Below are 15,766 nucleotides of genomic sequence, written 5' to 3' on the forward strand. Positions count from 1 at the left end.
TTTGATGTCAGATACTTCGTCATTCAGTGAAAGCTGAATGCCGCCCCCCAGCGTCGCTGGAGGTGCTCTTCCGCGGTCCAGGAGGCCGCCATGTATCGACGACTGCTGCTCAGCGCTTTACTCGGTCTGACCCTTTCCGCTTGTGTGCCCTACTACGATGGAGGCCAGAGCTACTACCGTTCCGAGGTCTACACCTCACCGGCGCCGGCTTATTACTACGGCGGCGGCACGGCGTATCAATATCGCCGTGATTACTACCCGTCGCCGCGTTATTACGCTCCGGCACCGCGTTACTACTCGGCACCGCGTTATTACCAGCCGGCGCCTCGCTATTACCCGTCAGGGCCAAGGGCCGGTTACCGGCCATACCCGAACCAAGGCTGGGGGGATCGTTGGAACAATGGCGGGCATGGACGCGGTGGCGATCATGACCGTGGAGGTGGCCGCGGCGGTCACCGTTGACCGGCCTGTATGACAAGCGGCGCATGAAGCGCCGCTTTTTCATGGGCGCAAAACCTCAGTAATCGGACAAGTCCGCCAGCGGGTGCCGGCCTTCCCACGCCTTGGTGAAGTGCGCCTGCACCACGGCGTCCGGGACCGTATTGATGTCAGGCCAATGCCAATGGGGTTTCTGGTCCTTGTCGATCAACCGCGCGCGTACCCCTTCGCTGAATTCCGGATGGCGGCAGCAGTTCAGGCTCAGGGTGTATTCCATCTGGAACACCTCGGCCAGGGACAGATGGCGGGCCCGTTGGATCTGTTCCCACACCAGGTGCGCGGTCAGCGGGCAGCCTTCGCTTAATGTCTTGCCGGCGCGATTGAACAGTGGGTCCGCGTGGTCACGCAGCGGGCTCAAGGCGCGCCAGGCGCTGCGCACATCGCCGACGTCCAGCCATTCGTCGATCTGTGCCCGGCGCGGCAGCCATTGCGCCTCGGGTTGCTGGGCCACGGCTTCCTGGGCCAGGGCCTTGAACAGGCTATTGAGCTGTATCGCGGTCTGTTCCTGCCAGTTCAGTTGCAGCAAGCCATCGAGCAACTCGTCTTGTTGATCGTCGCGCAGGAAACGGTCGGCCAGGCCCAGGTCCAGGGCGTCACGGCCGTTGATATGGGCACCGGTAAGGCCAAGGAATAAGCCCAACTTGCCCGGCAGGCGCGACAGGAACCAGCTTGCGCCCACGTCCGGGTACAGGCCGATGCTGATCTCGGGCATGGCCAGGCGGCTGCTCGGCGTGACAATCCGTATGGCCGCGCTTTGCAGCAGGCCCATGCCCCCGCCCAGCACGTAACCGTGGCCCCAGCAGATCAGCGGCTTAGGGTAAGTGTGCAAGCGGTAGTCGAGGCGATATTCCGCAGCAAAAAACTGTGCGGCCAGGGCCGGCACTTCACCCGGCTGCTCGCGGCAGGCCAGGGCCAGGCTGCGCACTTCGCCCCCGGCGCAAAAGGCCTTGGGCCCGTTGCCACGCAGCAGCACACAGACGATCGCCGGGTCTTTGGCCCAGGCCTCCAGGCGATCTGTCAGGGCCAGGATCATCGGCAAAGAGAGGGCATTGAGGGACTTTTCAGCGTCGAGGCTGGCGATGCCGACGCGGGCGCCGCCACTGCCGGTCAGTTCTTCGAAGTGCAGATTCATCGTGACCTCAATCGAGAAGGTGAAGGATCAGTATGATCGCTTCGTGGGAAAGTGCCGGTGGTGTGTCAGATCAATTGACAAGCAGGGCCGGCTTTCCTAGGGTTCGCCTCATTCTTTTCTACAAGACATTTCAACTATGACCGAAGGCGACCGTATCAAACTCGAACCCAGCTGGAAACACGCCCTGCGTGATGAGTTCGATAAGCCCTACATGGCCCAGTTGCGCGAGTTCCTGCGCCAGGAACATGCCGCCGGCAAAGAGATCTACCCGCCCGGTCCGCTGATCTTCAATGCGCTTAACTCAACGCCGCTGGACAAGGTCAAGGTGGTGATCCTCGGCCAGGACCCGTACCACGGTCCCGGCCAGGCCCACGGCCTGTGCTTCTCGGTACAACCGGGCGTACCGGCGCCGCCGTCCCTGGTCAATATCTACAAAGAGCTCAAGCGCGACCTGAACATCGACATCCCCAACCACGGCTGCCTGCAAAGCTGGGCCGACCAGGGCGTGTTGCTGCTCAACACCACCATGACCGTGGAACGCGCCAACGCCAATGCCCATGCCGGCAAGGGCTGGCAGTTCTTTACCGATCGCATTATCGAGGTGGTCAGCGAACACCAGCCGCACCTGGTGTTCCTGTTGTGGGGCGCCCATGCCCAGGGCAAACAGAAGCTGGTCGATGCCACCAAGCATTTGGTGCTGACGTCGGTGCATCCGTCGCCGTTGTCGGCGTATCGCGGATTCCTGGGCTGCGGACATTTCAGCCGCACCAACAAGTTTCTTCAGCAAAACGGAGAAACCCCCATTGATTGGGCGCTACCACCGGTCTGACTGGAACGCCCTACCTGTTATTTCCGACAGTATCGAGTAGGTCGTTTTGCGCATTTAATAATCTCCTTGGCCTTGTCGATCTGGCGAACACCAGAACGGTAGTCAATGGTCGATCATCGATTGATTGCTCAAGGAGATTAAACATGTCCGAGTCGAATCTGCCCTCTGACGCCCAGCCCGTTGACCCGCGGCAGCCGGCTGACGATAAGCGCCCCCCGCGCAAACGTTCCGAGTCGATCATGAGCCTGGACAACCCCATCCCGAGCCAGGCACTGCCGTTGCTGTGGGATGAGGCGGCGTACACCCTGCCAGTGAGCCTGCAGGACCAGGATTTGCTGGTGACGATCGCGAGGGTCTGGCCGGTCCATCATTCCAACTTCGCAGTTCCCACGTTGGTGGAGTACCTCTGGCAGGGGGAGGTCGAACATAGGCACACGATCCCGGGGCCGTACGACCCCGACGTGGTGTTTCCATTGACTCAGGCATTACCCGCTCACCTCCTGTCTACCGGGGGCATTCGGCGTTTGAATTATCGAGTCAGCTCGGCGTTTGTGCCGCTGACTGAATCCTTCCCGACGTTTATCAATATCGACAAGACTGCGCCCAATTTTGATAACCCCGGCCTGCCGCTGGAGTTTGAGGACGAGGTCCTGGTTGAAGTGACAGATGACTATCTGGTCCGCAATGGCGGGGTGCCGGCCATCGTACCGCGGTGGCTGGATATTCGGACTGAAGATGTCGTCAGGTACTACTGGGGCGAATTTCCCGACGTCAACCTGGTGGGTGTCGTTGTTATCGAGCGGTCGCATGTTGAAGGTGCGCCTATCGAGTTCACCTTTCCCGAGGCATTTGTGCGTACCAGCGGCCCGGGGCAACGTTTTGCTTCCTACACCCTGACTGATCGAGCCGGTAGGGTGGGGCCGTTTTCCGAGCCGGTGACGCTGAACGTGTCACTGGCAACGCTGCCCGACCTGCCGCGGCCGTTGGTGCCCTTGGCCGAGGCGGATGGCTTGATCAACCTGGAGGACGTGCGCCAAGGTGTAACCGTGTCGATTCCACAGATCACCGACGCAGCCCCTGGGGACCGAATTTTTCCGTTCTGGAACACCCATGCCCTTGGACCGATTACCATCGGCGCGGTGCAGCAGTGGCCCATTCCAGTGCCGGTGCCCTGGCCGATTCTGGCTGACGGCGGCTTCGACAATACTTACCCGGTACGGGTGCGCTATCTGTACCGGCGGGGTACGGCATCGAAGAGCTCTCCCGACAGCTTCTACCTGGTCGACCTTTCGGTTGCAGGCGTTTCGCCCATTGGCCCTGACCCGATCAATCCCGGTTTGGAGAGGGTCACCGTAAAAGGCCGTTCTGGGGATAATGTCGTTACGGCTGTCGATGAGCCGGGGCCAGTCCCGGTGGAGGTTCCCCTGTTTTTTAACCCTGTCGTGGGTGAGAGGCTGGAGTTGTATTGGGGCAATGATGACACTTATGCTGGCGAGTATGTGGTGCAGCCAGGCGATGTTGCAGGGCAGTTGGTCACGATCCAGGTGCTCTGGACAGTGGTGTCGACCGGCTCCAATCCAGCGCTTGAGGTCTACTACTGGACTGACAATGGCGTCAATCGTCAACGCAGCCCGTTCACGCCGGTACGGGTGGAGTTCGATACGTTGATTGGCTTGCAGCGGCCTCGGTTGCTCAATGACAGTACCCGCGACTTTGTGGCCTGCGGCACCACTCCGGAGCCTTGGGAGGGGGTGTTCCTGGGAATAGACTGGAACTCGCAGCATTTCGAGGTCGGCGACACGGTTCGGCTGTATTGGAAAAGCTACCCGAGCAAAAATGGCAATGGGGAGCATTTTGATGGCACGGATGTGTGGTTCGATCACCTACTGACGAGTGATGATCGTGACATCGGTGTCGCGCAAATCCAGATCCTGCCCTTCAATCCGTTGATTACCCTTCCAGGTCTCGTTGCCGAATGGGGGTCTGCAGTTGTTTCTTACCGACTGTACAAGGCCACGGGGCCTACAGGGCTATCGTTGAGGAAGCTGATTTACATCGATCTGAAACGGCCGGGTGGGGGCACCTGCCTGGGGCCGTCGAGTAAAATGTGACCTGTGCAAGCAATGACAAAGAAGAGGGCGCAAGCCCTCTTTTTTTACCTTGATTTTCGACCAATGGCGCAGCGCTATTGGCTATGAGGGACTTCCAAGTCGCGAGGCTATGTCGGGTTAGATTTTATGTTACTAGCCGATTATGTTTGCGCATGAGTGAGTTATTAAAAACAACCAATCGCAGGTTGTTATTTTCAAGCACACTTTTTCATATTGTGCATCTGTCAGATTTGACAGGCTGTGCCTCGAAGTTAAAAGGCGTTTAATTAATCTGTCCTTGGTTCAATTGCATTGGGCGAGCACAGTCCTTAACCTTTCGAGTACATACCGATGGCAAACTCAAATAACCAAACCCCACCCACTCAGCCGACGGATGCTCTATTGAAACGACATCCGCGAGGTTATTCGCCGGGTGGGGCGTATGCGGTCGACGACTTGCGCGTCGTCAATACGCTCCCTGATATCCCCGGTGGGCAGCCTAACTTGATGCGGCTGGCCACGCTTTATCAACAGGGTGTCCAGTGTGAAATTGATAGCTGGACCGATACCTTTCCGATTCCGGGTTCCAACCCGGATAATCTGCAGCTCTACATTAATGGAACGCCCTATGGCGCGCGTATTCCCTTTACGAAACCGTTGTCCGCGCATATTTGGCCTTATACATTTTCGATTCCGGAACAGGACATTGGCGAGCACGGCGAGAAAAGGCTGAGTTATGAGGTGTTTGTGGGGGTGGGCGCCGATGAGCGTTCGGGCAATACGCGAGTGACGATCGACCGCCTCGATCCCAACGCCCGAATCATCCCCGAAGCTATTGGCCTACCAGCCTGGGTGGTGGACGGTTTAATCACACTGGAGGGGTTGGCGGAGCACGATGATAAACTTGACTTGACCGTCCCCGGCCGCCTTGACCCCCAAGAGGGTGATATGGTGATGGTGTACTGGGGGTTCCCTACCCCGACTCCCATTTTCAATGCGCCTTTAACCAGAACCACCGCACCGTTTATTCTTACGTTGACCACCGCTCAGATTGTGGCGCAAGGCGCCGGCATGAAATATCTTGCCTACCGTTACACGGACCGTGCTGGCAACAACACTTCTTGGCCGCCGGAACTGACGCATGTGACGGTAGTGACGGACCCCTTCCCAGACAACCTGCAACCCCCTCGCATTCCAGAAGCGCCTCTTGACCTCACCGATGTGCAACTGGGAAGGGCGGAAGTCTTTATCGATGGCTATGACAATGCCCAAGTGGGTGATGATATCCAGATTGACTTCAACGGCCTGGTGATCACCTATACCTTGCCGTCAGTGTCCTGGCCGCAGAGGGTCCCCATTCCGTGGGATATCCTCAGGGACGCGGGTGGACTGGACGCTCCCTATCAGGCAGACGTCCGTTACCGGGTGGTTCGTGCGGGGGGCGCTTCGCCCTATTCAACCACCCTCACGGTGGATGTGGACCTGACCTCGGCGGGTGGGATTCCTGAGGACCCAGGCCCTGTCAATCCTAACCTGGACCTGATCGAGATAGAGTCTTCGGAAGGCCTGATCAACGAGATCGGGCCGGGAGACACGGGCAATGCTACCGCACGCTTTGCTGTCTACCCCGGAGCGCGCGAAGGGCACAGGATTCAGATCTTCTGGAGAGGCATACCCGCCCTCACGCCGCCCTACACCGTGACATTGGCGGACGAGAGCGCCGCAGAGTTCGTAATTACCGTTCCGGCCAACGTGATTGCCCTGGCCGGTAACGGCGAAAAACTACCGGTGTGGTACGAGCTCAATAACGGGGTCAATGGCAACATTATCTTCTCGTTGGAGACGCCGGTTGATGTGTTTGCCAGCCAACTCACCGACCTTGCGCCCATCGTATTTACTGATGCGCTATCTGCAGGCGAAGGATTATTCGTCATCACCTGCGACCAGGGTGTTACCAATGGCATCAGCACGGAGATCCTCGACCCTGAGAACCTGCGTACCGGTGATAAGGTCACTCTGGTGTGGGTGGTCTACGGTCCTGATGATCTCAATTCCACGATCATCACGGTTGAACATGCCTTTGATCCAGTCACGGTCACGTTGGATCACAACGTGCCGGGGCACCCAGGCGAGCTTCGTACCGTGCCTTTCCCGGTGTTTATCCAACCCGTTACGCTAGGCCGTATCGAAGCCTACTATCGAGTTCTCAAGGCTGATGGCGTAACACAGGGAGAGTCCGACCCCACAGTGGTGTATTTAACTCGTCGTAGAGGCGATGGGACTATCTGCGGATAATCCATTACTCGCTGTTTGAAATGCACGAACCGGTGAGGGTTGCCTCAACGGTTCGTGTGGTTTTATCACCCGCCCTATTTTCCTTTCTATCAAGTCTCCTTTACTGGTGCGTGATTAGGATAAGTCCTACGCGCTCTTGGAATCGGCTGACATGCATCGCCCTCTTCGTTCCGTACTCTTTGCGCCTCTGAAAGCCTGAGTCGATGGTCCTGTAATCGATTGGCTTGTTCAGTCATCCGAATAGAGGTACTGCCCTTGAGTAACGAAACGTCTTTTCCTTTATCACGACTCGCCACTGCAATTAAGGTCATGGCGGTCATGCCGTTTTCCCTGGTCGCCACACAAGCCTTGGCTGTGGATATTCATCCTGGTCAGAACGTGGTTATCGATGAGAGCTCGCAGCGTGACCGCTATAAAGTCACCGATGCCACGTTGACCGCCAACGGCGCGGATATCGTGAGCGTTACGGCCTACGGCTCGACGTTCAACATGACCGGTGGGCAAGTGAAAACGACCCTCGACGGTGAGGTGGGTGTTGCCCTCTACGGCAGCCAGGCCAACATTGACGGGGCGTATATTTCCAGTGCCGGCGGCGCCGGCATGATTGTGGGTTCCCTGAGCACCCAAGGCTCCAGCGTCCAGATCAGCAACAGCCTGATTGAAGGCGCGACCGACGGCATCCTGCTCAACGGTTCCAGCACCTTGACGCTGGACCGCACCAATGTCTATGGCGGCAAGACGGGTTTGTCGTCGTATGACGGCCAACTGACGGCCAACAACAGCCTCATTGTCGGGGGCACCAACGGCATTGTGGCCTACCGCCTGCCTACTCAGGACAACCCCTCCGTATTGACCCTCAATAACACCGACGTGGTGGGTGAAACGGGCGCGGCGATCCTGGTGGACTACCCGGGGGGGACCCAGATCAACGTCGCCAACGGCTCTACCCTGGTGGGCGGCAACGGCAATATGCTGGAACTGACCAACGGCGGCTCCGCTGACATGCGCGTGAGTAGCACGGCCCTCAGCGGCAACATTCAAGTCGGCACGTCGAGTGTGCTGGACTTGAGCCTGGACCGCGCGATCATGAATGGCGACGTGATCAACAACGGCGGCACGGCCAGCGTTGGCCTCGACAACGGCTCGATCCTGACTGGCCGCCTGGAGAGTGTCGATAAGCTGGCCATCAACAATGACGCGACGTGGGTGATGGTCGACAACCAGCAACTGGGCGACCTGTCGCTGAGCGGCGGTAACGTCAAGTTCGGTGACACCGGTACGTTCTACCAACTGGATGTGAACAACCTGTCGGGCAACGGCACCTTCCACATGAGTGCGGATTTCTCCACGTTGACCGGCGACTTCCTCAACGTTACCGGTACTTCGTCGGGTGACCACAAGCTGTTGATTTCCAGCAGCGGCGCCGACCCATTGCGCGATGACCGTCTGCACGTGGTGCATACCGCCGATGGCGGCGCGAGGTTCAGCCTGTTGGGCGATCGTGTGGATGTGGGCACCTACTCCTACAGCCTGATCGACGATAACGAGAGCAAGGACTGGTACCTCGACCCGGACAGCAAAGTCATCAGCCCGAGCACCAACTCCGTGCTGGCGTTGTTCAACGCCGCGCCGACCGTGTTGCTGGGCGAGATGACCACCCTGCGCACCCGTATGGGCGAGTTGCGCTTCAGCGACGGCAAATCCGCAGGCCTGTGGACCCGCGCCTATGGCAACAAATACGAGGTGTCCAACGACACGACCGGCCTGGGTTACAACCAGACGCAACGTGGTTTCACCCTGGGTGCCGATGTACCGGTAGAGGGTGGCGACGGACAGTGGTTGATCGGTGCCATGGCCGGTCACAGCAGCTCGGATCTGGATCTGAACCGAGGCAGCAGTGCCACCATCAACAGCTACTATGTGGGCGGCTACGCCACTTGGATGGATGCCGAGAGCGGCTTTTACTTCGACGGTGTGCTCAAATTCAACCGCCTGCACAACGAGTCCAAGGTGGCCATGAGCGACGGCAAGAAAGCCAAGGGCAATTACACGCAAAACGCGGTAGGTGCATCGGCGGAAGTCGGCCGGCACATCAAGCTGGACGATGATTTCTTCGTCGAGCCTTACGGCAAGGTGGACGCGGTGATTACCCAGGCCCAGAGCTACACGCTGGACAATGGCCTGGATGCCAAGGGGGATCGTTCGAGCACGGTGATTGCCGAATTGGGCACCACGGTTGGGCGCAATATCCAGCTGGAAAGCGGCAGTGTGCTGCAACCGTACCTGAAGGCTGCGGTAGCCCATGAGTTCGACCAGAGCAACAAGGTGTTCGTTAACGATAATGCCTTCAACAACGACCTGTCCGGCTCGCGCTTCAAGGTCGGCGCGGGTGTGGCGATGTCGGTATCGCAGAACCTGAAGCTGCATGCGGACATGGAGCACAGCGTCGGCAAGAATATCAAGCAGCCTTATGGGGTGAACGTGGGGTTGCGGTACGATTTCTAAGTCGGTGAATGCAGGGTTTGGTGGCAGTTCAAACTGTACCGGTAATAAAAAAATGCCCCCGCTCGAAAGAACGGGGGCATTTTTTATGGCTTAAAGGCTGACGATAATGACATTGTTATTTCCGGAGTTGGCAACGTACGCCACCCCGCCATCAGAGCTGATAACAATTTCTTTTGGACGATCCAGCGGGTGGGTGGTGGTATTGATTTCTCCAGTGATGAGTCGGGTTGTCGTATCGATGATTTTTATCGAGTTGTCTGCATGCAGGCACATATAGGCTTTATCGCCGTTTGGTGCGAATGCTATTCCCCAAGGCTGGTGAAGGCTCTCGATCTTCTTGATAAGAGAGGGCGGGGTGGTCGTTGCTGAAAGTATATTAAGGGTGCCATTGGTAGGCGTCGAACCATAGGTTGTCACGTAGAGGACTTCTTCAGTAGGGCTGTAGGCAATACCTTTGGATTCTGTAGACCCATTGTGATAACTGCCTAAAAGCGTGCCGTTAGATTGATTGAACTCACTTACATAGTAACCCGTTGTGTAAACTCGACTGCCAGAACGGTTAGTTGTAATCGCACTTGCATAATAGTAGCTGCCGTAGAGAAATTTCACGGATGTGTTAGTTGATGTTTCGATTTCTTGTGTAAAGGGGTAGAAGTCATTGCCTATATATAGGCGTGAGCCTGTAGGATTCAAGCGGATTGCTGAACAAGAAGTATGTCCATTAATGGTTTTGATTGTCTGGAAGTTCTCAGTCTCAATGGCAAGCGTCGCCCAAGCCGTTTCAACGGTGACATACAAGGTTTGGCCGTTCGGATGAATGGCTATGCCGCGAGGTGCCGTTGCAAGCGAGATCGTGTGTGTCACTTTCCGTGTAGCGGTATCGATGACAGATACCGTCTTACTGCCAAAGTTGGCCACATAGAGTGTCGAATTGTCAGAACTCAGCGCAAGGTGGTTGGGTGTGTTGCCCACCGCGATTGCCCCTTCAACCACTCCCGATGCCTTCTTCACCCTGTACGCCGGCGAAAGTGTCAACGGCGTAGCCGAAGACTTGTAGCCGGTGCCATCCAGCGACACCAGCACCTGGGCTCTGAGCGTGTCACCTTCGTGCAGGCTTCGCAGGTAACTGGCCGGTATCGGTGCCCGGATGCGTTTGTCCGTGAACTCCTCGCTGCTGACCGGCACTGCGATCCGTAAGTCCAGATGACTGCTGCTGAACAGGTCGATCCAAACCGCCTGGCCCTGGCGCATGAACGGCCATCCTTGTACCAGCACGGTGTAGGACTTGCCGGTCTCCACCTGGTTGCCCACCGCTTCTGGAATGGTCACCAGGTCCAGTTCCTGCGGCGCCAATGCTTCGATTTTCAGCGTCAGGTCATCGGACTTGCTGGTCTTGCCGATTTCAATCAGGTTGTAAAACACCGTGCATTCCCCACCCAGGTACGCGCCGACAAAGTCGCTGGGCACGGTAAAGCTGGTGTAGTTTCCGCCGGGTTCGGGCCGCGCCGGTTTAATCGGGATATCCGGCGAGCCGACCCCCGGTTTGCCGATGATGTACACCTTGATATCCGCACTCGGTGGCAGCGTGTCAGTGATCACGCGGATGGTCACGATTTCTGGGCGCGGCGGCAGCACGTGCAGTGGGTTGAGCGTGGCGATATCGGTGCCTGTCACCGTGGCCTCGACGACTGTCGGTGCGCGCAGCAGCAGCCTGGAACCGACCCCCATGTTCACCGGCAGCGAGAAACGCGTCAGTGTGTTATCGCGTTCGCGGGTGTAGTAGATGCGCATGCTCTGGCCCAGGTTGGGCGTAATGAAGCGGCGCTCAAGTGTGAAGGGCAGGTCGCGGCCGACCCAGAAACTCTGGATAGGGAAGCGTTTCGGTGGCTGGGTACCGCCGGGGGCAGTGCCTTCGCAGTGCAGGACGACGGTGTCGCCTACGTGGAAGTCGGGATTGCTCTTGACCAGGATCTGGGCATCGCCGAGTGACACGGCCGGGTCGAATTGATACAGCGGTGGGGGCGCTTCTTCTACCAGAGGTTCGGGCAACGAGGCGACCGGGCTGCCGACGTTGAACGTCGCATCCAGCGAGGTGCGGCTGCCCTCGGCGTTGGTTACCTTATAGAGGACCCGCAACGTGCCCCCTTCCAGTTTGGCGATGTCGCCGTTGGGGCCGTTGTTGAGGCGGAACAGGATAGCGCCGGTGCCCGCCGGCTTGTCGATTTCCCGGTAGTAGCGACTGCCATTGGCGTAGGTGCCGTCGAGGATCAGGGTAATCAGGTCGAACGGATCCCGACCGTCATACGCCAGCACTTCGACGTTGACAGCCAGCAGTTGTGGGTCGATCACATCCCCATTGGCTTCGATGACGATGGGCGCACGTAGGTCGGTTTCGATGGGCGTACCGATCACCTGCACGATGCTGCTTTCGGATGGCCGGTTCGGCACGCCGCTGCGCACGCGTTCGTAGGACAGCTGGAAGCGTCCTCCGATCAGCTTGCGCAAGTCTTCGTTAGGGCAAGGGATGATGACAAAGCTGGGAGCTGTCAGGGGCGGGGAATCATACGTGGTGATAATGAGGTTTCCGCTGACCGTACGACCCACGGCGGTGGCTCGCACGATGTCACCGGCCATGAAGTTCGGAGACGGAGTGGATACAAAGATGCTCGCATTCGCGCCATTGAGTCCATCGTGGTTGAGCGTGCCCGCGGGTGCTTCCAGGACAAACGCCGCCGGCAGCAAGGGCTCGGCGCCATCGTTGAGACGGACATTGAGCAACTGGGGCGGCGACCATCCTTGAGAGGCGTTGCCCACTTCATCGATGACCTCGTATTCGCACACATGCGAACCGCTGCCGACTTGCTGCCAGAACCCGTAATAAAGTGTGACGGTGATATCACCACGGCCAGCCGCCTGGGCGTCGGAGAGGGGCGGAATGGGTGCAAATGCCCCGCCAATGCTCAGGCGAATACGGTCGCGTGTTGCGCGGTAAGTGTTGGCGGGCTGGCCGTCATCGACCGGGTAGAATCTGAATGTAACAGGCACGCCGTGCTGTGCATCGGCATCGGTCACGCCGAAATCAACGATTGCCTGTGGAAATATCGGCATGGGCAGGTTTTCATTCTGCAGGGTGCTGGCAATCGGATTACGGCCAGCAGGCGGGACGGTATCGACCTTCAATCTTAACCGAGTGGTTTCTTCGGAGCCCCCTCCAGTGAACGTGGCTCTCATGAACACCGGGGTGACCGTGCCGTCGGTCAGACGTGAACGACGGATATAGAGCGGAATTGCCCGGCCTTTTGCGACATCATCACTGGTCACGTTGTAGATAGCGGCCGGCACGACCGTGTCAACGCAAAACAACTCGATGAAATCGCCATCAGCCATATCCAGGTAAGGCAAGAGGATGCATCCCAGGCCCGCCTCACGGTGCACTTCCAGTGCCGCTTTGTTGATGCCGCCATCAAAGCCTTGAACACCGGATGTCAGCCCCGGAATGTAAAGGGGCAGGCTGGAAAACGGCACTCTGGCGAAGTCTGCCGGGGTCAGCACGTCTTGAGTTGACTGGGGGGGAGCGAAGTATTGGGGGAGCAGGCGTTGGGGGGCGGACAGGTCCACATCCAGCTCGTCTTCATCGTCGGCATTCGGAGGTGCTGGAGTCACGGCAGGAAGGTGGGTGGATTGCAGATCGGTACTAAGATCAATATCAAGACTCATGATAGCTAATCCTTTGTCATGCACGAGGGATACGACTGGAATGTCGATTGCGCATTCGTCGTTTCAGCAACTTAGCGCCGTCCCAGGCAGCGTGGATAGCTGTGAGAAATGACAGTGCCGACCAATGGTCAGTGGCCCGGAACGGGCCTTTGAAACAGGAGGGTTATGGCTGCCGGTTCCAGTGCCGGAAGAGTGGCTCCGCCAGGAACAGCACAAACAACAAGCGCATCACCTGCATCGCCGTCACCAACGGCACTGACAGTTGCAGGGTCTCGGCCGTGAGGCTCATCTCGGCAATCCCGCCGGGCATCATGCCCAGGGTCAGCGAGCGCAAATCCAGATGGGTGAGGGCGCTCAAGCCCACTGCCGCCAACGTTGCCAGCGCCATGGTCAAGGCCGTGCCGATCAAGGTGCGGCCCATGAACGACGGCGCTCGACGGAAGAACTGCCGATTGAAGTGACAGCCCAACCCGCTGCCGATCAACCACTGGCCGATCTGGCTGCCGCCGTCGGGCAGGCCGATATGCAGGTCCCACACCACGCTGGCCGTCGCACTGACCAGCAATGGGCCGAACAACCACGGGTTAGGCTGGCGCAAGCGCTGCCAGCCCCAGGCCACCAGTGCGCCGAGTGGAAACAGCAGCGCCAGCCACGCCCAACTGACAGGCGCCGGATGAAACTGCGGCGCACCGCCGCCCAGCAAATATTTGAAGATCGCCGGCACACACAGCACCACCACCAGCACGCGCAGACTTTGCCCAGCCGCGACACGGCTGAGTACCGCGCCATTGCGCGAGCCGAGGTTGACCATCTCCCCGGAACCGCCCGGCATGCTCGAGAAAAACGCGGTGGCGCGGTCTTCACCACTGCGGCGCATCAACCACACGCCCACCACGCTCGACAGGCTGGTGACCAGCGCTCCGAAGAAAATCAGGCCGAAGTGGCTCATCACCTGTTCGATCACCACCGGGGTGAAGTGCAGGCCGATGCCGATGCCCACCACCCATTGGCCGCATTTGCGCCCGCCGGGAATCTCCGCCAACTGCCACGGCGTGAGGCAACGCACGAGGATGATCGCCAGTAAGGAACCGACCATGTACGGCAAAGGCCAGCCGACCAGGCTGGCCAGGTAACCGCCGGCCAGGCCGACCAGCGGTGTTCCCCACCAATGTTTAAAGGTGACCTCAGACATCGGCCACGGCACGACGCTGCAGGGCACGTTTGCGGTAGATGCGCACCAGCGGGAAGGCCAGCATCAACGCGGTCAGTACCCACACCCCGAAGGTGATGGGGCTTGACCAGAGAATCTGCAGGTCACCGTTGGAAATCGACAGCGCGCGGCGCAGGTTCTGCTCCATCAGGCCGCCGAGGATAAAGCCCAGCAGCACCGGCGACAGCGGGAAGTCCAGCTTGCGCAGGATGTAGCCGAAGATGCCGATGCCGACCATCAGGAACAGGTCGAAGGTGGTGGCGTGCACCGCGTACACACCGATCGCGGTGATGATCGCGATCACCGGCACCAGCGCCCAGTTCGGCACGGCGAGGATGCGCGTGAAGATGCGGATCATCGGGATGTTGAGGATCACCAGCATGATGTTGGCGATAAACAACGAGGCGATCAGGCCCCAGACGATGTCCGGTTGCTGTTGGAACAGCAGCGGGCCGGGGGTGATGTTGTACAGCGACAGGGCGCCGATCATCACGGCGGTGGTGCCCGAGCCGGGAACGCCGAGGGTCAGCATCGGCACCAGGGCACCGCAGGCGGACGCGCCGATGGCGGTCTCCGGTGCAGCCAGGCCGCGCATGTCGCCCTGGCCGAATTTGCCGCTGGCACCGGCCAGGCGTTTCTCGGTCATGTAGGCCACGGCCGAGGCCAGGGTCGCGCCCGCGCCGGGCAGCACGCCCATGATGAAACCGAGCAGGCCACAGCGAATGTTCACCACGAACACCGAACCTGCTTCCTTCAGGTTGAACATCATCCGCCCGGTGGCCTTTACTGCTTCCTGGCCTCGGTGGGTTTTTTCCAGCAGCAACAGGATCTCGCTGATGGAGAACAAGCCCAGCACCAACACCACAAACTGGATGCCGTCGGTGAGGTGGATGTTATCGCCGGTAAACCGGTACACGCCGCTGTTGGCGTCGATGCCCACGGCGGAAAGGAACAGGCCGATCAGCGCCGCCACGAAGGTCTTCAGCGGTTTGTCACCGGCCATGCCGCCCAGGCAGACAATCGCGAACACCATCAGCACGAAGTATTCCGCCGGGCCGAAGGCAATCGCCCATTTGGCCAGCAGCGGCGCGAACAGTACCATGCCGCAGGTGGCGATAAACGCGCCGATGAACGAACTCCACGCGGACAACGACAGCGCCACGCCGGCCAGGCCTTTGCGGGCCATCGGGTAGCCGTCGAGGGTGGTCATCACGGTGGAGGCTTCGCCCGGGATGTTCAGCAGGATCGAGCTGATACGGCCGCCGTATTCGCAGCCCAGGTACACGGCCGCCAGCAGGATCAGCGCCGATTCCGGCGGCAGGCCCAGGGCGAACGCGATGGGGATCAACAGCGCCACGCCGTTGATCGGGCCCAGGCCCGGCAACAGGCCGACCACGGTGCCGATCAGGGTGCCGCACAGGGCAGTCACCAGGTTGTAGGGGGACAGTGCAACGCCGAAGCCCTGGCCCAAATAGCCGAAAGTATCCATA

The 15,766-nt window shown here is 59.1% G+C and carries 9 protein-coding genes; 5 read left to right on the plus strand and 4 right to left on the minus strand.

The window, feature by feature from the left end; all coding sequences use genetic code 11:
• Positions 1–90 precede the first annotated feature (90 nt).
• Positions 91–462, plus strand: a complete 372-nt coding sequence (locus J3D60_RS28835; protein ID WP_081744398.1) for a hypothetical protein — start codon at positions 91–93, stop codon at positions 460–462.
• Positions 463–517: 55 nt separating this feature from the next.
• Here J3D60_RS28835 and J3D60_RS28840 read toward each other — a convergent pair whose 3' ends face one another.
• Complete coding sequence (locus tag J3D60_RS28840; protein ID WP_253493614.1) at positions 518–1,630, minus strand: enoyl-CoA hydratase/isomerase family protein; 1,113 nt, start codon at positions 1,628–1,630, stop codon at positions 518–520.
• A gap of 136 nt (positions 1,631–1,766) precedes the next feature.
• On the opposite strand from J3D60_RS28840, the gene ung reads away from it, so the two are divergent.
• From ung to J3D60_RS28860, 4 genes are all read left to right on the plus strand, one after another.
• Complete coding sequence (gene ung / locus J3D60_RS28845) at positions 1,767–2,459, plus strand: uracil-DNA glycosylase (RefSeq protein ID WP_253493616.1); 693 nt, start codon at positions 1,767–1,769, stop codon at positions 2,457–2,459.
• A gap of 143 nt (positions 2,460–2,602) precedes the next feature.
• Complete coding sequence (locus J3D60_RS28850; protein ID WP_253493618.1) at positions 2,603–4,570, plus strand: hypothetical protein; 1,968 nt, start codon at positions 2,603–2,605, stop codon at positions 4,568–4,570.
• Between the two features lie 381 nt (positions 4,571–4,951).
• Positions 4,952–6,844, plus strand: a complete 1,893-nt coding sequence (locus tag J3D60_RS28855; protein ID WP_253493621.1) for a hypothetical protein — start codon at positions 4,952–4,954, stop codon at positions 6,842–6,844.
• 318 nt (positions 6,845–7,162) lie between these two features.
• Positions 7,163–9,349 carry an autotransporter outer membrane beta-barrel domain-containing protein gene (locus J3D60_RS28860; RefSeq protein WP_253493623.1) on the plus strand — a complete coding sequence of 729 codons (2,187 nt, stop codon included), beginning with the start codon at positions 7,163–7,165 and terminating at the stop codon, positions 9,347–9,349.
• 90 nt (positions 9,350–9,439) lie between these two features.
• Here J3D60_RS28860 and J3D60_RS28865 read toward each other — a convergent pair whose 3' ends face one another.
• From J3D60_RS28865 to J3D60_RS28875, 3 genes are all read right to left on the minus strand, one after another.
• A complete protein-coding gene (locus J3D60_RS28865; RefSeq protein WP_253493626.1) occupies positions 9,440–13,066 on the minus strand; it encodes a YncE family protein in 3,627 nt (1,208 codons plus the stop codon).
• Between the two features lie 163 nt (positions 13,067–13,229).
• Positions 13,230–14,258, minus strand: coding sequence for an AbrB family transcriptional regulator (locus J3D60_RS28870; RefSeq protein WP_065938882.1), 1,029 nt, complete (start codon positions 14,256–14,258; stop codon positions 13,230–13,232).
• A complete protein-coding gene (locus J3D60_RS28875) occupies positions 14,251–15,765 on the minus strand; it encodes a tripartite tricarboxylate transporter permease (protein WP_027604329.1) in 1,515 nt (504 codons plus the stop codon). The genes J3D60_RS28870 and J3D60_RS28875 overlap by 8 nt, the downstream gene beginning before the upstream one ends.
• Position 15,766: the final 1 nt, after the last annotated feature.

This window comes from Pseudomonas sp. S3E17 (genome assembly GCF_024168685.1).
GTDB lineage: Bacteria > Pseudomonadota > Gammaproteobacteria > Pseudomonadales > Pseudomonadaceae > Aquipseudomonas > Aquipseudomonas marginalis.